At 62.2% G+C, this 19,528-nt stretch carries 19 protein-coding genes; 9 read left to right on the top strand and 10 right to left on the bottom strand.

Features of this window, described 5'->3' with window-relative positions; translation table 11 throughout:
* Positions 1–35 precede the first annotated feature (35 nt).
* Both B3N48_RS05705 and B3N48_RS05700 read left to right on the top strand, forming a co-directional pair.
* Positions 36–983, top strand: a complete 948-nt coding sequence (locus B3N48_RS05705) for an acetamidase/formamidase family protein (protein ID WP_296180542.1) — start codon at positions 36–38, stop codon at positions 981–983.
* A complete protein-coding gene (locus tag B3N48_RS05700) occupies positions 980–2,722 on the top strand; it encodes an ABC transporter ATP-binding protein (protein WP_296180540.1) in 1,743 nt (580 codons plus the stop codon). Before B3N48_RS05705 ends, B3N48_RS05700 begins: the two co-directional genes overlap by 4 nt.
* A gap of 32 nt (positions 2,723–2,754) precedes the next feature.
* On the opposite strand, the gene B3N48_RS05695 is transcribed toward B3N48_RS05700, so the two are convergent.
* The gene (locus tag B3N48_RS05695) at positions 2,755–4,125 is read right to left on the bottom strand and encodes a PLP-dependent aminotransferase family protein (RefSeq protein ID WP_296180537.1); all 1,371 of its coding nucleotides are present in this window, start codon (positions 4,123–4,125) and stop codon (positions 2,755–2,757) included.
* A 132-nt stretch (positions 4,126–4,257) separates the two neighbouring features.
* Between B3N48_RS05695 and B3N48_RS05690 the strand changes: the two genes are divergently transcribed.
* The 5 genes from B3N48_RS05690 (at position 4,258) to B3N48_RS05670 (ending at position 9,011) form a co-directional block, all read left to right on the top strand.
* A complete protein-coding gene (locus B3N48_RS05690; RefSeq protein WP_296180535.1) occupies positions 4,258–5,544 on the top strand; it encodes a hydroxymethylglutaryl-CoA reductase, degradative in 1,287 nt (428 codons plus the stop codon).
* 190 nt (positions 5,545–5,734) lie between these two features.
* Complete coding sequence (locus B3N48_RS05685) at positions 5,735–6,211, top strand: hypothetical protein (protein WP_296180533.1); 477 nt, start codon at positions 5,735–5,737, stop codon at positions 6,209–6,211.
* Positions 6,208–7,596, top strand: a complete 1,389-nt coding sequence (locus tag B3N48_RS05680) for a tripartite tricarboxylate transporter permease (RefSeq protein ID WP_296180531.1) — start codon at positions 6,208–6,210, stop codon at positions 7,594–7,596. The genes B3N48_RS05685 and B3N48_RS05680 overlap by 4 nt, the downstream gene beginning before the upstream one ends.
* 55 nt (positions 7,597–7,651) lie before the next feature.
* Complete coding sequence (locus B3N48_RS05675) at positions 7,652–8,671, top strand: SMP-30/gluconolactonase/LRE family protein (RefSeq protein ID WP_296180529.1); 1,020 nt, start codon at positions 7,652–7,654, stop codon at positions 8,669–8,671.
* Entirely contained in the window at positions 8,658–9,011 is a 354-nt protein-coding gene (locus B3N48_RS05670) for a helix-turn-helix domain-containing protein (RefSeq protein WP_349677023.1), read from the top strand. Before B3N48_RS05675 ends, B3N48_RS05670 begins: the two co-directional genes overlap by 14 nt.
* A gap of 73 nt (positions 9,012–9,084) precedes the next feature.
* Here the strand turns inward: B3N48_RS05670 and B3N48_RS05665 are convergent, their stop codons facing one another.
* The gene (locus tag B3N48_RS05665; RefSeq protein ID WP_296180527.1) at positions 9,085–9,759 is read right to left on the bottom strand and encodes an HAD family hydrolase; all 675 of its coding nucleotides are present in this window, start codon (positions 9,757–9,759) and stop codon (positions 9,085–9,087) included.
* A 213-nt stretch (positions 9,760–9,972) separates the two neighbouring features.
* Between B3N48_RS05665 and B3N48_RS05660 the strand changes: the two genes are divergently transcribed.
* Positions 9,973–10,515, top strand: coding sequence for a sterol desaturase family protein (locus B3N48_RS05660; protein WP_414704206.1), 543 nt, complete (start codon positions 9,973–9,975; stop codon positions 10,513–10,515).
* On the opposite strand, the gene B3N48_RS05655 is transcribed toward B3N48_RS05660, so the two are convergent.
* Genes B3N48_RS05655 through fni form a run of 5 tightly spaced genes read right to left on the bottom strand, consistent with a single transcriptional unit; the run spans position 10,397 to position 16,374 of the window.
* Positions 10,397–11,398, bottom strand: a complete 1,002-nt coding sequence (locus B3N48_RS05655) for a phytoene/squalene synthase family protein (protein WP_296180522.1) — start codon at positions 11,396–11,398, stop codon at positions 10,397–10,399. The two genes, B3N48_RS05660 and B3N48_RS05655, sit on opposite strands and share 119 nt — an antisense overlap.
* Positions 11,395–12,885, bottom strand: a complete 1,491-nt coding sequence (locus B3N48_RS05650; protein WP_296180521.1) for a phytoene desaturase — start codon at positions 12,883–12,885, stop codon at positions 11,395–11,397. Before B3N48_RS05650 ends, B3N48_RS05655 begins: the two co-directional genes overlap by 4 nt.
* Positions 12,882–14,048: a lycopene beta-cyclase CrtY gene (gene crtY / locus B3N48_RS05645; RefSeq protein WP_296180519.1), complete on the bottom strand. Its 1,167-nt coding sequence runs from the start codon at positions 14,046–14,048 to the stop codon at positions 12,882–12,884. The genes B3N48_RS05650 and crtY overlap by 4 nt, the downstream gene beginning before the upstream one ends.
* The gene (locus B3N48_RS05640; RefSeq protein ID WP_296180518.1) at positions 14,045–15,322 is read right to left on the bottom strand and encodes a glycosyltransferase; all 1,278 of its coding nucleotides are present in this window, start codon (positions 15,320–15,322) and stop codon (positions 14,045–14,047) included. Before B3N48_RS05640 ends, crtY begins: the two co-directional genes overlap by 4 nt.
* Positions 15,319–16,374, bottom strand: coding sequence for a type 2 isopentenyl-diphosphate Delta-isomerase (gene fni / locus B3N48_RS05635; protein ID WP_296180516.1), 1,056 nt, complete (start codon positions 16,372–16,374; stop codon positions 15,319–15,321). The genes B3N48_RS05640 and fni overlap by 4 nt, the downstream gene beginning before the upstream one ends.
* A 210-nt stretch (positions 16,375–16,584) precedes the next feature.
* Here fni and B3N48_RS05630 point away from each other — a divergent pair, with 210 nt between their 5' ends.
* Positions 16,585–17,490 carry a polyprenyl synthetase family protein gene (locus B3N48_RS05630; protein ID WP_296180514.1) on the top strand — a complete coding sequence of 302 codons (906 nt, stop codon included), beginning with the start codon at positions 16,585–16,587 and terminating at the stop codon, positions 17,488–17,490.
* Here the strand turns inward: B3N48_RS05630 and B3N48_RS05625 are convergent, their stop codons facing one another.
* The 3 genes from B3N48_RS05625 to B3N48_RS05615 form a co-directional block, all read right to left on the bottom strand.
* Positions 17,491–17,958: a hypothetical protein gene (locus B3N48_RS05625; RefSeq protein ID WP_296180511.1), complete on the bottom strand. Its 468-nt coding sequence runs from the start codon at positions 17,956–17,958 to the stop codon at positions 17,491–17,493.
* 220 nt (positions 17,959–18,178) lie between these two features.
* Complete coding sequence (locus B3N48_RS05620; RefSeq protein WP_296180508.1) at positions 18,179–18,550, bottom strand: histone-like nucleoid-structuring protein, MvaT/MvaU family; 372 nt, start codon at positions 18,548–18,550, stop codon at positions 18,179–18,181.
* 185 nt (positions 18,551–18,735) lie between these two features.
* Positions 18,736–19,428 (bottom strand): type 1 glutamine amidotransferase domain-containing protein, encoded by a 693-nt coding sequence (locus tag B3N48_RS05615; protein WP_296180505.1) that lies wholly within the window; start codon positions 19,426–19,428, stop codon positions 18,736–18,738.
* Positions 19,429–19,528 lie beyond the last annotated feature (100 nt).

Below are 19,528 nucleotides of genomic sequence, written 5' to 3'. Positions count from 1 at the left end.
AGACCGCCGCCCCCATTGCCATGAGGAATGCACCCATGTGCCAGAACTGCCTGGTCAAGACGATTCACAGCGTTAACAGCCACTTCGGCTGGGACCACAGCTTTGCCCCGGTCGAGCGCGTTGCGCCCGGCACCACCCTGCAGATGAATTGCCGGGACTCGTCCAACGGCTACTTCACGGCCCAGTCGCAAGTGGCCGACGTGAGCGTGATGCCCTTCGACCAGATCAACCCGGTGACCGGCCCGATTTATGTCGAAGGCGCCGAGCCTGGCGATGTGCTGAAAATCACGCTGGACAGCTTCAAGCCTGGCGGCTTCGGCTGGACCGCGAACATTCCCGGTTTCGGTCTGCTGGCCGACCAGTTCCAGACGCCTGCTCTCGCGCTGTGGCATTACGACACCCAATCGCTGGCGCCCGCCGCCTTCGGTGACTTCGCCAAAGTGCCACTCAAACCGTTCGCGGGCACGGTTGGCGTCGCGCCCGCCGAAGCCGGGCTGCATTCGATCGTGCCGCCCCGGCGAGTGGGAGGCAATCTGGACATCCGCGACCTGGCCGCTGGCAGCGTGTTGTACCTGCCGGTGGAAGTCGCCGGCGCGCTATTTTCCATCGGCGACACCCACGCCGCCCAAGGCGACGGCGAGGTCTGCGGCACTGCCATCGAGAGCGCCATGGACGTGGTGGTCACGCTCGACCTGATCAAACAGACGCCCTTGGCGACGCCCCGCTTCAGCACCCCCGGCCCGGTGACCCGGCACCTCGACAGCGCGGGCTACGAAGCCTTTACCGGCATCGGCCCGGACTTGATGCAGGCCGCGCGCCAGGCCGTCGCCAACACCATCGACTGGCTGTGTCGGGAGCACGGCATGCCCGCCGAACAGGCCTACATGCTGTGTTCGGTGTGCGGCGACCTGCGCATCAGCGAGATCGTCGACCTGCCTAACTGGGTGGTGTCGTTCTACTTTCCCAAGGTGGTGTTCCAGTGACGACGCGCGATCAACCCAGTCTGTCGGTCGAACGGCTGAGCATCGACGTCGGCGGCGGGGCCTCGCGTCGTCGTGTGGTCGATGAGTTGAGTTTCACGCTGCATCCGGGGCGAACCCTGTGCATTGCTGGCGAGTCGGGCAGCGGCAAATCCCTGTCGTCGCTGGCCATCATGGGGCTGCTGCCCAAGGCGGCGAGCGTGCCGAGTGGCGTCATTCTATTCGACGGCCGCGACCTGCTGAGCCAGTCAGAACGTGAATTGCAGCGGCTGCGCGGCAAACGGATCGGGATGATCTTTCAGGAGCCGATGACCTCGCTCAATCCGCTGCTGACCGTGGGCCAGCAGTTGGCAGAAACCCTGCGCCGTCACGAGGCCTTGAGCCGAGATGAGGTCCGCCAGCGTTGCCGGGCCATGCTCGACGCTGTGCGCATGCCCCAGGTCGACAAGCGCCTGACGCAGTATCCCCACGAGTTGTCCGGCGGCATGCGCCAGCGCGTGATGATCGCCATGGCGATGCTGTGCCAGCCCGAAGTGCTGATCGCCGATGAACCGACGACGGCGCTGGACGTGACCATTCAAGCGCAGATCCTCGAACTGATGCGCGAATTGCAGCAACAGTTCGCCACCAGCCTGTTGCTGATCACCCACGACATGGGCGTGGTCGCGGAAATGGCCGACGAGGTCGTGGTGATGAACCAGGGTCGCATGGAAGAGCGGGGCACCCTGCAGCAGATCTTCACCGCGCCACAGGCGCCCTACACGCGCAAATTGCTGGCCGCCGTGCCCGTCCTCGGCAGCGCGCCGGTGGCACAGGTGCTGACCGATCGGCCGGTGATTCTGTCGGTGCAAGACCTCACTGTGCGCTTCCCGGTGCGCGGTGGCTGGTTCGAAACCCCGCGCGTGGTGCATGCCGTAGAGGGCGTGAGCTTCGAGCTGCGCCAGGGCGAAACGCTGGGGCTGGTGGGCGAAAGTGGCTGCGGGAAATCCACCACCGGCAAGGCGTTGATGAACATGCTGAGCTATCAGGGCCGTGTGGAACTGCTGGGCCAGCCGCTCAACGGGCTGCAAGGCAATGCGCTGCAGCGGGTGCGGCGCGACGTGCAGATGGTGTTCCAGGATCCGTATGCCGCGCTCAACCCGCGCAAGACCATCTTCGATCTGGTGGGCGAGCCGTTATTGATCCACGACCAGATGCCCGAGGCCGAACGACGTGAGCGCGTCGCCGAACTGTTGCATCAGGTGGACTTGCCGCGCGACGCCATGGCGCGCTACCCGCACCAGTTTTCCGGTGGACAACGCCAGCGCATTTGCATCGCCCGAGCGCTTGCGCTGAACCCTAAAGTGATCATTGCCGACGAGTCCGTCTCGGCGCTGGATGTCTCGGTCCAGGCACAGGTCCTCGATCTGCTTGAGCGCCTGCGCAGCGAGCACGGTTTGAGCTACCTGTTCATTTCTCACGACATCGCCGTGGTCGAGCGCATCTGCCATCGCGTGGCCGTGATGTACGGGGGGCGCATCGTCGAGATAGGCGCACGGGACCAGGTGCTGCACAACCCTCAGCACCCCTACACGCGGCGGTTACTGGCAGCCGTGCCCGTTCCCCAGGTCGGTCGACGGCGAGACTTCAAGAGCCTGCTTAAGGAGCTGGTACGCCCTGACCCGATCAAGGATGCGGGCTTCGTCGCGCCTCCCCAGCAGTTCACGGCGGTGGCGACGGATCATTGGGTGGCGTTCGAGTAGCCGACGGGCCGCGCCGAAACCCGACGCGCTTTTTATCTGCGTAGCGTGGCTTTGAAGACGGGGTCATTCAGGTACGCGACGTTGAGCCGCGTCCAGGGATTGATCCGCGCTTGCTCCGGCGAAAAGATGTGTCCCGGCGCGATCATGAACCCCTTTGGCAGCAACAGTTGGGTCAACGCCCTGGCATCGTCGAAACGCGGAAACCGGGCCCATAGATAGAGGCTTTGCTCCGGCCGACAGAACACCTCGGCGCCCATCTCATCCAGCGTTTCCAGCGCCACGGCGGTGGCGGTTCTGGCGCGCTCCTGAAGCCGGATCAGATGCCGCAGGAAATGGCCCTCCCTCAACACCACGTCGACCGTTCGCTCGCACAGCTCCGAAGAACTGGTGTGCAGCAACATTTTGAGGTCGCCCAGCTCGTCGATCACCTCCTTGCGACCGGCGATGAACCCCACCCTCAACGCGGCGGATACGGATTTCGAAAAGCTGCCCACGTACAGCGAGCGCTGCAATTGATCCAGCGCCGACACGCGGATGGCCGTGGCAGGTTTGAAATCGGCCAGCGCGTCGTCGTCCACCAACGTGAAGTCATGCGCGTGAGCCAATTGGACCAACCGATGCGCCTTGTTGGGCGAAAGGTCAGACCCCGTCGGGTTATGGCCAACGGACTGCAGGAAAAACAGTTTCGGTTTATGCACGCGCAGATGCCTTTCCAGCACGTCGAGATCGGGCCCGTCCGGCAATCGCGGCACGGGCAACATGCGGGCGCCTTGCAGTTGCAGCTTGCCAAACAAGGGGTAGTAACCGGGGTCCTCAACCAGCACGGTGTCCCCCGGTGCAAGGAAGCGGCGGATGATCAGGTCCAGCGCGTGATTCGCCCCGTGCGTCGTGACGATCTGCCGAGGGTTCGCGCTGATGGCGTAAGACGCCAGCTTCTGCACCAGATGCTGGCGCAAGCTGGCATTGCCAAGCCGATTACCGTACCGGAACAGAGTGGTCACGCCCATCCGCATGATTTGCCGGGTGAACTTGTCCAGCCGCATGTCCATCAGCCACTCGACAGGCGGAAATCCTTCCCCAAGCGGCGAATGGCCGGGCTCGCGGACGAATTGCTGGCGCATGAGCCAAATGGTGTCCATGGCACGCGCATAGGGCGGCGGTTCTTCAGGTTCGCTCTGTTCAGCGGCCCCTTGTTTGACGAAAAAACCCTGCCCATGTCGGGCTTCTACAAACCCTTGGGACGCCAGCGCCTCATACGCCGTGATCACCGTATTTTTTGAATGCCCCAACAGGCGCATGCATTCGCGAAGAGACGGCAGACGGTCACCCACGCGATACGTGCCGTCGTCGATCTGGGCGGCCAATGAAGCCGCGAGCTGCTGAGCCAGGGTCAATCTGCTCATCGGAAACGTCCTATTACAGTCAGCGGCAAGGGTACAGCTTAGGTACTGTCCGTCCAAACTGTACCTTCTTTACCGGTACAGAGCGGCATAGGGTAAGACCACTCACAACAATAATCGCGACAGGATTTTCAAATGAGCGTCGACTCCCGCCTCCCCCAATTTCGCAGCCTGACCCCTGCCGAACGGCTGAATCACCTTCAGCAGCTGCTCGACCTGCCGCCCGCCGACGTGGCGCTGCTGCGTGATCCAGGGGCGCTGCCACTCGACATTGCGGACGGCATGATCGAGAACGTGATCGGCACGTTCGAATTGCCCTATGCCGTCGCCAGCAACTTCCAGATCAATGGCCGCGACGTCATTGTGCCGTTGGTGGTGGAAGAACCCTCGGTCGTGGCGGCCGCCTCGTTCATGGCTAAATTGGCGCGTGACGCGGGTGGATTCCTCACCTCCAGCTCCCAGCCGCTGATGCGCGCGCAGGTTCAGATCGTCGACATCGAAGACCCTTTCAACGCCCGCCTCAGCCTGCTGCGGCGCAAAGACGAGATCATCGAACTGGCGAATCGCAAGGATCAGTTACTCAATAAGCTGGGGGGCGGTTGCCGGGACATTGAAGTCCACACCTTTGCCCAAAGCCCGCGAGGCCCGATGCTCGTGGCGCATTTGATCGTGGACGTGCGTGACGCGATGGGTGCCAATACTGTGAACACCATGGCGGAGGCCGTCGCCCCATTGCTGGAGGAAATCACGGGCGGCAAGGTCCGCCTGCGTATCCTCTCGAACCTCGCCGACTTGCGTCTGGCGCGGGCCCAGATCCGCATTGCCCCGGCGTTGCTGACCACCGACGCCTATAAAGGTGAAGACGTGATCGAAGGCATTCTGGATGCCTACAACTTCGCCGTCATCGACCCCTACCGCGCGGCCACCCACAACAAAGGCATCATGAATGGCATCGACCCGCTGATCGTCGCGACCGGCAACGATTGGCGCGCCGTTGAAGCCGGTGCTCACGCCTACGCGTGTCGCCAGGGTCATTACGGCTCGCTGACCACCTGGGAGAAAGACAGCCAAGGCCATCTGGTCGGCACCCTGGAAATGCCGATGCCGGTCGGGCTGGTCGGTGGTGCCACGAAAACTCACCCGTTGGCGCAACTGTCCTTGCGCATTCTGGGGGTGAAAACCGCCCAGGAGCTCGCCGAAATTGCCGTCGCCGTTGGTTTGGCGCAAAACCTCGGCGCGCTGCGAGCGCTGTCCACGGAAGGCATCCAGCGCGGTCACATGGCGCTGCATGCGCGGAACGTCGCGCTGTCAGCCGGGGCCAAAGGCGACGAAGTGACCTGGCTGGTCAAAGCGATGGTCGACGCGCGCGACGTGCGTGCCGACAACGCGGCGCAGCTGCTCAAGCAAAAACGCGGCGCGTGAGGAACAGCCATTGCGCGGGCTGCGCTGGGAAGCCAAAAGCCGAAAGCAGGGACGTCTGGCCCTGAACGCCGAAGGTTGGCCAGCGCAGCACTGCTCACCGGGATCGTGAACCAGCGTCGACAGGCCTGACTCCGCTACATTCTTCGATGCTCATAACAATAAAAGCTCGCAAGGGCGACAGGAGACATCCTTGAAATCCGATCTGTATGAAGTCTGGGGTGACACCGTCAACGGTCGTCACCTGATCTACGCCATTGCCATTGGCGCGGCCGTGAGCCTGAGTGCTTTTTTCCTCGCGCAACACCTGCTCTTGGGATGGGTGGAGAACGTGCAGATGGCCAAGGCCTACGCCATGCTGGTGGGCATTGTGGGTTGCCTGGTCGGGGGCGCCATCAGTGCGAAGCTGTTCAAACCCAAACGTTCGGTGGTCGAGCATCAGGCCGATCCGGCCTGGCGGGCGCAGGTGCTGTCAGAACTGCGGGCCGAATTCGGAGACCTTGGACAACTGTCGGACCTGCCCGCAGACACCCTCGCTGAACTGCATGAAATGGACCTTTATGCGCTGTTCGCGGACGACGAGCGCAACATCCTGCCTGATGCGACCGCTGAGAATGACTCGCGGATGACGCCGGTAGCAGCAATCCGGGCCAACGGTGGCCGTCCATGATGACGCCCCTGTTGGAACAGATACTGATAGCGCTGGGGATGGGCATCGTGGGTGCAGTGATCTTCGCCGGCATCGGCCTGATTTCCGGCAGTGACGAAACCACCACCCTGGCTCCGCTCACTTTGCTCGTGGTGCTATTGGGTGTGCCGGCGCCCGGTGTGCTGACGTTCTTTCTCGCCGGTGCCGTGGCCAAACACATGACGCACGCCGTGCCCACCGCGTTGCTCGGCATCCCCGGCGATACCCTGGCGACGCCGCTGATGCGCGAAGCCAATTTCCTGCGCAATCTGGGTGTCCCGCACATTGCCCTGCGCAAGATGATTTCCGGTGCGGTGATCGCGGCCCTGATTGCAGTCCCCATGGCGGTGCTGTTCGCTGTGATGCTCGCGCCGTTCGGTGACGCGATCAAACGCGCTGCCCCGTGGGTCTTCCTGCTCGCCGCGATAGCCATTGCCTGGTTTTCCAAGGGGCGCCTGGCGGCCGTGTTTGCGCTGGTCCCGTTCGTGATGGTGATCGTCGGCCTGCAAAGCATCACCGGGCAATACGGGGTCAAGCTGAGCGTCAGCTACTTCCTGGGCATCGCCATCGGCCCGCTGATCGCGGCGTTGTTTTCCATGCTCGCCCCCGCCGAACGGGAAACCATGAGACGCGAGGACGTACGCACCTTCTCACTGTCGCCGGACGTGAAAAGCGGGGGCGGCTATTTCCCCAATCCGCTCAGGGTGCTGGACAGCAAACAAAGCCTGTGGACCGCGATCACCGCTTGCATCTCCAGCGCCACGTTCGTCTTCAGCCCTGTGGCGATGACTGTAATCATGGGCGAACTGGTCGGGTCTCGGGTCAAGCATGTCTACCATCGGCTGACAACGGTCATCACTGCGCGCAACGGCGTCACCGAAGCGACCTACATCGCTGAAGCCCTGATCCCGCTGATCGCGTTTGGCTTGCCGTTGAGTCCGGTCGCTGCAGGGCCCGCTGCGCCGCTGTTCAACGCCCCGCCCCGCTTCAGCGTCGACGCCGCCACTGGGCAGGTCAACAACCTGCATAGCCTGCTCAGCACATGGGAGTTTCTGGGCTACGGGATGCTGGCAGTGATCGTGGCGATCCTCATTGCCTACCCCTTCACGATGAATTACGCCCATCGGGCAGCGTCCTTCGTCTCGCGCAAGATCAGCCACGAAGCGGTGATCTCGACGTTCGTCGGGCTGATTTTGGTGATCGGGATCTGGGAGGGCGGCGCGCTCGGCTTACTGGTCATCGTCACCGTGGGCCTGCTGGGCGGTTTTCTGTCGCGATTCCTGGGCTTCAACATCGGCGTGCAATTCATGGGGTACTACGCCGCGGTGCTGACAGTGCCTGCCATCGTTGCCCTGTTCAGCGTATGAGCCACTCCGCAACCAAAACAACAACAACAACAACAACAACACGAAGGTAACCCCTATGCGCAAGAAATTCCTGGCCTCCCTGTGCTTCGCACTCAGCGCAGGCGCCTCATTTGCCTACGCAGACGCTATCCCCACCCTGACCTACCCCGCCGACGGCCAGCAGCTTCAGGCCATTGGCTCCCCGGAAAAGGAGCTGCCGACAGTGACCGCCGATCTGTGGATGAAGGTGTCTGATGGCCCCCTGCAACTGGAAGGCCCCTCGTTCGACAGGGCCGGCAATCTACTGTTGGTCGAGGTTTTCGGCGGGCAGGTGCTGAAGGTCGACCCCGAAAAGAAACTCAGTGTCGTGGTGCCGAAAAACGCGCTGGGCAGTGCGGGACTGGCAATACACGAAGACGGCCGATTGTTCGTGGCAGGGCTGGGCAATTTCAAAGACACCGGCAATTTGACCGCCTACAAACCAGACGGCTCAGGCAAGCAAGTCATCATCCCCAGCAGCAAAAAATACCTGGTGGACGACCTCGTCTTCGACAGCACGGGCGGCTTCTATTTCACCGACTTCAAGGGCACCTCGACTCAGCCCACCGGCGGCGTTTATTACGTTCCGGCTGACGGCAAAACCATTGTGCCGATCCTGCCCAATCTCGCGATCGCCAATGGCATCGCCCTCTCCCCTGACGGCAAGACCCTGTGGGTCACGGAGTTCGCGACCGGGTTGCTGCACCGCATCGAACTGAAAGACGCCACCACCATCGCCCCTTTTGGCGAAGCTGTGGTGTACCGGTTCAACGGCCCGTCGCCTGACTCCATGCGCGTCGATCAGGACGGCAATCTGTACGTGGCCATGTACAGCCAGGGGCGCGTGCTGGTCCTCAATCCAAACGGTTTGCCCATCGGCCAAATCCTGATTCCGGGCCGCGAAAAGGGGCACTTCCTTCGCTCGACCAGCATGGCGCTCAAGCCCGACACCCACGAGGTGTATCTCGTGAGCAATGACGGCAGTCTCGGTGAAGGCAGCGCCATTTTCAGGGCCAAAGGCTTTGCCAATGCGCTGAAGCTGTATTCGCATCAATAACGCGTGCCCTGACGCGCCCCACCTCAGACACCCATGCCTCGACACGCTGTCCCGCGGGCCGCTGCGATTCGGCGAACTGCGGCGGCAGGTCGGAGGCGTGACACAGAAGATGCTGACGCAGACTTTGCGTGTGCTGGAACGAGACGGGTTGGTGCTGCGCGAGGTCTATCCCAGCGCGCCACCCAGCGTCGAGTATTCACTGACCGCGCTGGGCATCAGCATCACGGCCATCACCGAGCAGATGTGCGTCTGGGCAGAAAACAACATGAAGCCGGTACTGATCGCGCGACTCGATTACGACACGCGCACGGCACGGGCGGAGCAGCCGCTGCCCAAGTAGGCGCGCACTGTGCGGCAGTTTTCATATACGCGAAGCGCGCCGCGCACGATTGATGATCGGCAGTCATACCGAACTACGGACGTGATGCGATTTCGTCGAGATGGTCCAGCATGTCCAGCGGATCTTCATACACCCGCAGCGCCCCTGCCCGCTCCAGTTCACTGATGTCGTACCCGCCAGAAAGCAGGCCGACCCCTGTGGCTTTGCAGCGACGGGCCGCGAGCATGTCCCAGATCGCGTCACCGATCACCAGGCATTCTTCGATCGGCACCTCCATGCGCTGCGCGCCGGCGATGAACAGATCAGGATCGGGTTTGCCGTATTTGACGTCGTCGCGGGTGATGAGCGTGATGTCCTCGACCTTCAGCCCCAGTGCCTTGAGGTTGATCGTTGCGGTCTCGGTACCACCACTGGTGGCGATGCACCATTTCATGCCGCCTTGCGTCAGCGTTTCGAGCAGTTCATTGGCGCCGGGAAGCGCAGTGATCTGGCCCTGAAGTTCGCGATAAAACTTGGCATGCAGATCGCTGAGTCGTTCAGCCTGCTCGGCGGGAATCTCCATACCGGTTTCACGGGCCAGCGACTTGAGCATCAGGCCGCCACTCATGCCGATTTTCCGATGAATGCGCCACATGGCCAGCGGAATGCCCTCGGCGTCCAGCGCCTGTTTCCAGGCAGCGACGTTCTGGTAGACGCTGTCGGTCAGCGTGCCATCCAGGTCAAAGATGAAGGAAGTCGTCGGGCTCATGGTGTTGCTCCAATACAGTGGCAAGCGTACCCATTCGAGAACCCGCGCCACCGGGCGTTCAACGTTTCGCTCAGGCGTGGCCGCCGCCGGTCGATTAGGTCGACTGAGGCGTCGCGGTTCCGGCAACGCTTTTGGAAACTCGGTGGCCATCGAGCGTAAACTCAGAACGTTCGAGGCGCCTTCAAGGTCTCAACAGCTGACTTCTCACAGGTGATTCGAATGATGGTTAACGCTCTGGTGTTTCTGACCACGCTGATCGGCATGGAAGGATTTGCCTTCGTCGCGCACAAGTACATCATGCACGGCTGGGGGTGGGGCTGGCATCGTTCGCACCATGAGCCCCGTAACGGCTGGTTCGAAAAGAATGACCTGTACGCCGTGGTCTTCGCGCTGTTCGCCATCGTGCTCATCGCCCTTGGCAATCAGGGCGTGCATCCGCTGGAGTGGATCGGCGCAGGCATGACGGCTTACGGTTTTCTGTATTTCCTTGCCCACGACGGTCTGGTGCACAAGCGCTGGCCGATGCGTTACGTGCCCAGGAATGGCTACCTGAAACGCCTCTACCAAGCGCACTTGATGCACCATGCCGTCGCAGGCAAGGAGCGCTGTGTCTCCTTCGGCTTTTTGTACGCGCCCTCTATCGCGACACTTCGGGGCCAGCTTCGTGCGTTGCATGGGGGTCCGCTGGATAAGCGTGACGAGGACGTTGCCACACGTCCGCAGGGCGATCGGGCCAGCGGCGGCCACGGGACATGACCGCGCGCCACAGCCCTGTCACGACCAGCCGGATTTTGTCGAACTTCGACGTCGACACCCGCGAATCCCAGGCCCGACTGCCCCTCTCTTTGACCTTGACGCCGATTTCCCGGTAGACGCCGCTGGCTGTCGCCACGGCCCAGGCCGAGCGCCACGGCAATGCCGTCAAGCCCGCCTCGGCGCTGAGGTAGAACGGCTCGGCCAGATCGACCAGACGACCCGCCAGCACGGCCAAGGCTTCTCGATACTGAGGCTCTGCCACGTGCTGGTCGGCAATCCCAAGTTCCTCAAGCCACATGCGCGGCAGGTAACAGCGACCCACGCCCGCGTCCTCGACGATGTCCCGCGCGATATTGGTCAATTGAAACCCCATGCCCAGATCGCAGGCGCGGTCCAGCGTCCGTTCATCACTCACGCCCATGACCTGCGCCATCATCAGCCCGACGACGCCCGCGACGTGGTAGCAGTACTCCAGCGTGTCCTCGATATGCACGTACTGCCGCTGCTGCACATCCATGGCGAATCCGGCCAAATGCTCCAGGGCATACACCTGCTTGAGCCGATGACGGATCACCACATCGCGAAACGCTGCAAACGCTTCGGTCTGGGCCGGCAGCCCGGCGTACACCGCTCGCGTCTGGGCCTCCAACCCGGCCAGGCGTTGATTGACTTCCGCTTGACTGACCGGCGTGGCGTCGTGGCCTGCTTCCTGACCGTCGATGACGTCATCGCAATGACGACACCACGCGTAGAGCATCACCGCGCTGCGCCTCGTCGCGGGGTCGAACAGTCGCGCGGCGGCGGCAAAACTTTTCGAGCCCACGGCAATGCTGCGCGTCGCATGATCGAGCAGCGCCTGATCGTTTCCGTCCGCCGCTGTCACCGGTGCAAATCCTCCAGCATCAGGCCGGCCGTGGCCGTGGCCGAGCCGATGACGCCGGGCACGCCCGCTCCCGGGTGCGTTCCTGCACCGACCAGGTAGACATTGCGCAGCGTCGCGTCGCGGTTGTGCGGGCGGAACCAGGCGCTCTGCGTCAGGATGGGTTCAAGGGAAAACGCCGAGCCAAGGTGTGCGTTCAGCTCACCCTCGAAGTCGTTCGGGGTGAAGATGCGGCAGGTGACCAGGTCCTCGCGCAGCCCCGGTATGTAGTGCTTCTCCAGGTAGTCGAAAATGCGGTCCCGATAACGCGGCCCTTCGACTGCCCAGTCAATCGGCGCGTTGCCCAGATGCGGCACCGGCGATAGCACGTAATGGCTGGAACACCCCGGCGGCGCAAGGCTTGGATCGGTCACGCACGGCGCATGCAGGTACAGGGAAAAATCCTCGGCCAATGCCTGGCCCTTGAAGATCTCCTGAATCAGCGCTTGGTAGCGTGGCCCGAAGCACACGGTGTGGTGTTGCAACTGCGGTTGCGGGCGTTTGAGCCCGAAATGAATGACGAACAGCGAATTGCTGAAGCGCTTGCGTTTGAGCCGGGCGCTCTCCTGCTTGCCTCGCGGATGCCCGCCCAACAGCTTTGCGTAGGTGTGAACCACGTCGGCATTGGACGCCACACAATCGGCATCGAAGTGTCGTCCGTCAGCGAGACGCACGCCGGTGGCGCGCTCACCCGCGGTCTCGATGCTGGCCACGTCGGCGTTGAGCTCCAGACGGCCGCCGATGTCTTCGAACAGCTTGACCAACCCGTTGACCAGCGCCCCGGTTCCCCCCTTGGGAAACCACACGCCCCACTCCCGCTCAAGCGCGTGAATCAGGGTGTAGATCGATGATGTCGCGAACGGGTTGCCGCCCACCAACAGTGAGTGGAACGAAAACGCCTGCCGTAGCTTGTCATCTTCGATGAACGACGACACTTTCGAGTACACACTGCGCCAGGCCTCCAGCCGAGCCAATTGCGGCCCGGCCTGGATCATGTCGCGGAAGGACAGAAACGGCACTGCCCCGAGCTTCAGGTAGCCCTCGCGGAACACGGCTTTGGAGTACGACAGAAATCGCTGATAGCCCGCCACGTCGCGAGGGTTGAACTGCGCGATCTGCCGATCCAGGTCTGCCTGGTCGTTGGCGTAATCGAAACGCGAACCGTCCTCCCAGCACAGCCGATAAAACGGCGCCACCGGCAGCAGTTCGACGTAGTCCGCTATCTGCCGACCGGCCAGGGTGAACAGCGCCTCGATAGCCGTCGGGTCGGTAATGACTGTGGGACCAGCGTCGAAAGTGAACCCCTCGTCGTGATAGACGTATGCGCGTCCACCAGGCTTGTCGCGCTTCTCCAGCAACGTCGTCTGTACCCCGGCCGCCTGCAGCCGGATCGCCAGGGCCAGCCCCCCAAATCCGGCGCCAATCACGATGGCTTTCTTTGCGTCGGTCATTCTCGATTCTCGTAGTGTCTGGGGTGGTAACGGGACATGGCGTGCAGGGCTTCGCCGAGTGGCACCGGCGGCTTGCCCGACACGATTCGCAGTTTGTCTGCGATGCTGCTGTCGCCGGCGTAGAAACGGCTGATCAAGCCATCGGAAAGCCCATAAAAACGCTGCATCACCTGCCATCGATGTTCAGGCCGTCCGGCCAGGAACAGCATTCGGTTGAGCAACCGGTAGAAACGTTGTCGACGCCAGGCCTGATGGGCAATGGCCTGGATGCCGGTCGCGAGTCGATCCGCGTCGAGATCGGCCTGTTGCGCGATCCGGTCGGCCAGGCGCACGGCATGGGGCAGCGAATACCCGGTGGTGCAATGAAACAGACCCGCACGCAAACCGGACAACGGCAGCCCCTTCGCGTCGTTCCAGAAGCCTGAAAAATCGCCCGCGAGGGTGATGGGCAACACACCTTGTTCTTCGCGCAGACACGCCTCGATTGTCCAGCCTTGCCCTTTCACGTATTCGGCGATGTGGGCGCGCAGCTGATCAGCGGACAGCGCCTGCCGGTCCACATAGTGGGTGTCTTCGACCAGCAGCGTATCGGGGGTGAACGGCAGAACGTAGACGAAGCGGTAGCCGAGTTCCTGAGGCACGCGGGCGTCCATGATGATCGGCGCATCCAGGCCATGGGGCGCCTGCAACTTCAGCAGTTGGCCCAGAAACGCCTGACGTCCCAGCACCATCTGCGCGCTGTCCCGCACGCCGCGTCCATCGATGACCGCCCTGGCCTGCAAACGCTCGCCGTTGGACAAAGATACCGATTGCGGGGTGACCTCGGTAATGCGCTGAGCGGTGCGCAAGTCGTCGCCGAGCGCGGCACCGATGACCTCGGCAAAACGCTCCGACGTAATGCTGGCGTAGCCCGAAGGCAGGCGACGGGAGCGAGCCGGAAAATGCACCTCGTAACACGGCCAGCGCTGCACCACCAAAGGCGCGATCCAGCGGTGCTGCGCCGGGGTCAGATCGCCGTCGTGGAACGACCAGGTGTGATTGCCGCCGATGTGCGAGTACGCTTCAATGCACAGTACCCGCCATTCGGGACGCAGCTGTTTCAGCCGCCAGGCGATCAAGCCATTGGCAAGCCCGCCGCCGGCGAGGATCAGGTCATAGGTCATCGATGCGTCTCCACCGGCACAGGCCGACCGGCTCGGACCACCTGTTCGACGATGTCGGCCGCGCGAGACGTTCCCCCCGCCTGATCCAGCGCTGTCGCCAGCCGATGCAAAGGCTCGGCAGGGGGATGCTCGATCAGCCGCGCCAACGCGTCGCGGATGGCGTTCGCCCGTGCATGACGGCCCAACGACACGCCCACCCCTGCATGTTTGACCCGCGCTGCTACGCCCGGCTGATCGAAGCCGATGGGCATGACCAGCGACGGCGTGCGGGCCTTGATCGCATCCATGACCGTATTCAGCCCACCGTGGGTGACCACGGCATCCGCGTGGTCGAGCACCCACTGTTGTGGCGCGAAGTCGGTAACCCAGGTTGCCCCGTCGCGGCGCAGACGCTCTTCCTGCGCAGGCCTTAGGCCGCCGCAATGGGCGATCAACAATTGCGCATCTAGGCGAGCGCAGGCCTTGGCGATCTGCCGAAACATGCCCAGTCGCCCGCCCTGCAACGTACCCAGGCTCGCAAAGACGAATGGGCGTTCAGGGTTGATCGCCCACGGGCCTGTCGAAGCGACAGCCTGCCCTCTGAGCGGCCCGACGGCGTGAAAGGTCGCTGGCAGATGCTGCCGAGGAAGGTCGAACGCGGTGATCGTCTGGCTGATCTGCGCGTAGGGCGACAGGCATTGGTGAAGGCCGTCGCGGGGTTCAATCCCGAACTGAACACTGGCGCGGCGGATGACGTCGCGCAGGGGACGCATCAGCCAGTCATACACGCGTTGGCTGCCCTCGTACATGCGCCGACTGCGCTCATCTTCGCCATAGGCGAATGGCATGACGGCCAATGGAATGTGGGGCTCACGGTTGACCGGCAAGGCGCACGCCACTGACACGAACGGCATCGCCAGCGCCTCGGCCACCAAGCCCCCGGCAGCTTCCATCTGATCGCACAGCAGCGCATCGATCCCGTCTTGAGTCAACGCAGGCGGTAGCTCGTGGCACAGCATGCGCGTGGTGGTGCACAGGTCGCGGATGACCCCGCGCAGCTTCAGTGGATTATTGGAAGTCGCAGCCCGACGCAACGCGCCGTCAAGGCTGCCCGGCGGGTGACTGAGAGCGCCCAGAGCGTGAAACCCGACGCGCGGGTCAGTCAGCCAGCGACGGGCGTCGGCCTGTTGAAAAAACGTCACGCGATGCCCACGGTCGATCAGCGCCGACGACAGCGCCTGCAGCGCCTGAAAATGGCTGTAGAACGCCGGGGCGACGACACCGAAGTGACTCATGGGAACAAGGACAGCGTCGGGTCGGCGGGCAGCAGGCGTGCGTTGCGTAACGCCGCCAGGTTGGCCGAGCCGGTGCAGAAGCAGGCGATGCGGAGCTGCCGGATAACAATGTCGAAATGCTCGATGACGGCTTCTGTCGACAGGGTGGCCTGGTGCAGAACCCCTGCGGCCTGGCCGATCACGTCGGCACCGAGACACAGCGCTTTCGCCGCATCGACGCCGTTACGCATTCCCCCGGAGGCGATCAGGGGCATGTCAGGCAGTGCGCGCCTGACACTCTGCAGGCTGATGGCCGTTGGAATGCCCCAACCAATGAAAGCCTCGGCCACCCGGCGATCTTCCGCCCTCTCGGCCCTGGCTGCTTCAACCGCGGCCCAGCTGGTGCCGCCCAGGCCTGCCACGTCAATGACGTGCACACCTGCATCGGCCAGCGCAACGGCAACCGGAGGTGATATCCCCGCGCCAACCTCCTTGACCACAACCGGCACGCCGACCGACTCGACAGTGCGCCGGATCGCCTCCAGCACGCCTAACCAGTTGCGGTCGCCTTCGGCCTGAACCGCTTCCTGCAAGGGATTGAGGTGAATGATCAAGGCGTCGGCTTGCAGCGTCTCTACCGAACGGTGCGCCAGGTCTAGGCCATCGCGCTCCAGCAGTTGCGCAGCGCCGATGTTTCCGAGCAGAGGAATGTCGGGTGCCAGCCGACGCAGCTCGCGGGTCAGTCCCTGATCATTGCCGCTCCTGAGGCCGACCCGCTGCGAACCGACCCCCATGGCGATGCCCAGCGTTTGCGCTGCCTCAGCCAAATGGCGATTGATGGCGGCAGACCGGTCTGCCCCACCCGTCATGGAGCTGATCAATAGCGGCGCACGCAGCGATTTGCCCACCAGCGAACTGCCCAGATCTATACTGTCCAGGTTCAGCTCGGGCAATGCACAGTGTTCGAACTGCAGCGCGTCGAGGCCCGTGCCCGCGCCCCGCGGGCCCGCGCGGCGGTCAAGCACGATGTTCAAATGGTCGTCCTTGCGTCTGCTCAGATCAGTGTCGCTCATGACAAGCCCCAAATTGCTTGAATCATTTGATACCCGGCGTGGTCATCTACGGATGAAAACTTATACAGAAGGGCATGCAGTACACCTTTTGTACAAGATTGACTCACACTGAGGCACCTCCTTTGCACAGTCGTTCCCCGGACTTGCAACGTGGCAGGTAAAAGCAAATGATCCAGACGCCCATTGGCGATAGCAGAGGTAAACACTCCGATGACCACGGACTCCGGCGCCATCCTCGACCTCGGCTTCGACGAGCGTCTTTCCCAGGTACGCGCGTCCATCGAGAAGCGCCTGGACGAATTATTGCCCGTCAGTGGCAACGAGCGTGATCTGGTCGCTCTGGCGATGCGCGAATCCACGCTGGCACCGGGCAAGCGCATGCGCCCTATCCTGCTGTTGCTGATCGCCGACGGCCTCGGCCATCAGGGCAGCGCGGCGCTGGATCTGGGGTGCGCGGTCGAGCTGATCCACGCCGCGTCCCTGGTGCTGGACGACATGCCGTGCATGGACAACGCGTCACTTCGGCGTGGTCGGCCCACGGTACACCTGAAGTTTGGCGAAGACGTGGCGATCCTGACGGCGGTTGCGCTGTTGAGCCGGGCGTTCGGGATCATTGCGGGCATCAATGACGTGTCGCCTGCGGTGAGAACCCAGCTGGTCGAACTGGCGGCCAATGCCGTGGGCATGCAGGGGTTGGTGCGCGGGCAATTCCAGGACCTGCGCGACGGCCAGCAAGCCCGCAGCGCGGAAGACATCGCCATGACCAACAACCTCAAGACTGGGGTGCTGTTTGGCGCCATCGTGGACATGGCCTGGTTGATCAGTGACGGCGATGAAAGCGCTCGCGCCACGCTACAGAGTTTTGCGATGGAACTGGGCCAGGCGTTTCAAATGTACGACGATCTTTGCGACAGCAGCGCCGACACCGGCAAAGACATGGGCAAAGACGCGGGTAAATCGACCTTTGTGTCGATCTACGGCGAGGACAAGGTCAGAGCGCAGCTGCACGTTCACCTGTCCAACGCCGAGTCGAATTTGCGCCGAGTCTTCGATGACGCCGATCTGATTGCAGGCTTCATGGCATTGGTGTTCAAGAAAGCCGCAATCGCGGCCTGATCAGGGTGTTGGCCGCTCGGCAATGGCTTGCTTGAGCGCCGCGCCGTCAGCGAATCGCTGCTCTTGCACCACCGCACCGCCCTTCAACGTCAACCATTGCACAGAGTCCCGATCACCGTTGTACGCGCTTGCAACCCGACCGTCGCGATCCAGCAGGATCCTGTATTTGGCCGAACGCATTGCGGGCACAGCCACCAGCTTGATCACCGAAGGCATCTTTTCGATATCCGCGACATAGACCATATGCCGTGCCTCCAGGTAGCCCGCGGGCGCGTCCTCGATGGCGGCGTTGACCAGCTTTGCCGCCGCCATGCTTCTGGCAACCAGCAAGACTTGAGCATCGTCATCGAGGGTATAGGCTTTGTCATTCTGATCCAGCAATGTCCATTTCCTGACAGGCTGAACCGCGCTGTCGGCCACAGCGCTGAAACACAGGAGAACCCCTGCCATGAGAACAAGACGACGCATCTTAAAAACTCTTGATAGCGAAATGGGCCTTTATCTTAAGTCAGCGACTGCCACTTTGCCTGATGTTTGTCAGACCGAATTTCCAAATGAATCCGCTGCTGCTGAAGTCGCCGAGCTTTTTCACCAAACCCGATCGAAAGACAAAAGCTGAATGACAGTGTGCAGTCGTCACTTCAATTGAAAAAGCCGCCCTCAAGCGACTTTTAGCGCGTTTCACGCATTATTTTGTCAGCCACGACTCAACCTCTGCGCCGCCATACTCGGCCTTCCATTCCTTGAGCGTCCTGTGGTTCCCCCCTTTGGTTTCCACGATCTCGCCATTGTGGGGGTTTTTATACACCTTGAGAGAGCGCGGCTTGCGCGAGCTTTTTTCCGGAGCGGCAATAGGTGCGTTCTTTTTGCCGGCGGTTTGCGGATCAAGGATGCCAACGATCTCGCGCAGGCTGTAACCGTACTCTTCCAACAGGCCTTTGAGTTTGGTCTCAAACTCGATTTCTTTTTTCAGGCCTTTATCATTTTTTAACGTTTCCAACTCAGCAAGTTGCGCAGCCAGTTGCTGTTCGAGTTTTCGGAATTCGGCAAGTCGCGACATGTTGATCTCCTGAGGTCCTAATGGGGCCGTTCATGCTAGTTGAGTCTGTTACATAAAGATCGTTCCCGGAATCGCAATGGCCCAAGTGCGTGGCAGCGTGGCTTATGCCTCCGGAAGAATGATGAAAGTCGTCACGAAAAGATAGAGGCTGCCCAGTCCGCGGGGTGCAGACCGGGCCGCAGGAATCAGGCCGACACTTCGCTCGCCAGCCGCTTCAACAACGCTTTGGCCACGGCCTCTGAAGACGCCGGGTTTTGCCCTGTGATCAGGTGCCCGTCTTCCACGACGTAGCTGGCCCAATCCGCAGCCTTCGAGTAGTCCCCGCCTTTGGCCTTCAGCATGTCTTCGACCAGGAAGGGCACGACGTTCGTCAGACCGACTGCCTCTTCCTCTGAATTGGTGAAGCCCGTGACCTTCTTGCCCTGCACCACGGGGTGACCATCGGGCGCGTTGACATTCTTCAAGACGCCCGGCGCATGGCACACGGCGGCAATCGGCTTGTTCGCCGCATACATCGCCTCGATCACCCGTTTGGAGTCTTTGTCTTCGGCCAGATCCCACAGCGGACCATGGCCGCCTGGGTAGAACACAGCGTCGAAATCGTAGGGATCGACCTCACTCAACGGCACGGTATTGGCCAACGACGCCTTGGCCTCATCGTCTTTGACGAAACGACGTGTGGCGTCGGTCTGGGCATCCGGCTCGTCGCTTTTAGGGTCCAGCGGCGGCTGTCCGCCCTTGGGAGAGGCCAAGGTGATCTCGGCGTTGGCGTCCGCGAACGCGTAATACGGGGCCGCGAATTCTTCCAGCCAGAAGCCGGTTTTTTTGCCGGTATCACCGAGCTGATCGTGAGACGTCAGGATCATCAGAATCTTCATACGCGTCTGTCTCCTTGCGATATGGGCAGCACAGAGTCGCGCCGCGTCATTGTCAGAAACCCTGATCGCGCAGATGTTCAAGTCGATTGACAGGGTGACG

Origin of the sequence: Pseudomonas sp. UBA1879, assembly GCF_002338065.1 — a bacterium.
Lineage (GTDB): Bacteria > Pseudomonadota > Gammaproteobacteria > Pseudomonadales > Pseudomonadaceae > Aquipseudomonas.
The sequence above is the reverse complement of the archived record's forward strand: the minus strand, read 5'-3'. Positions and strand labels throughout refer to the sequence as shown.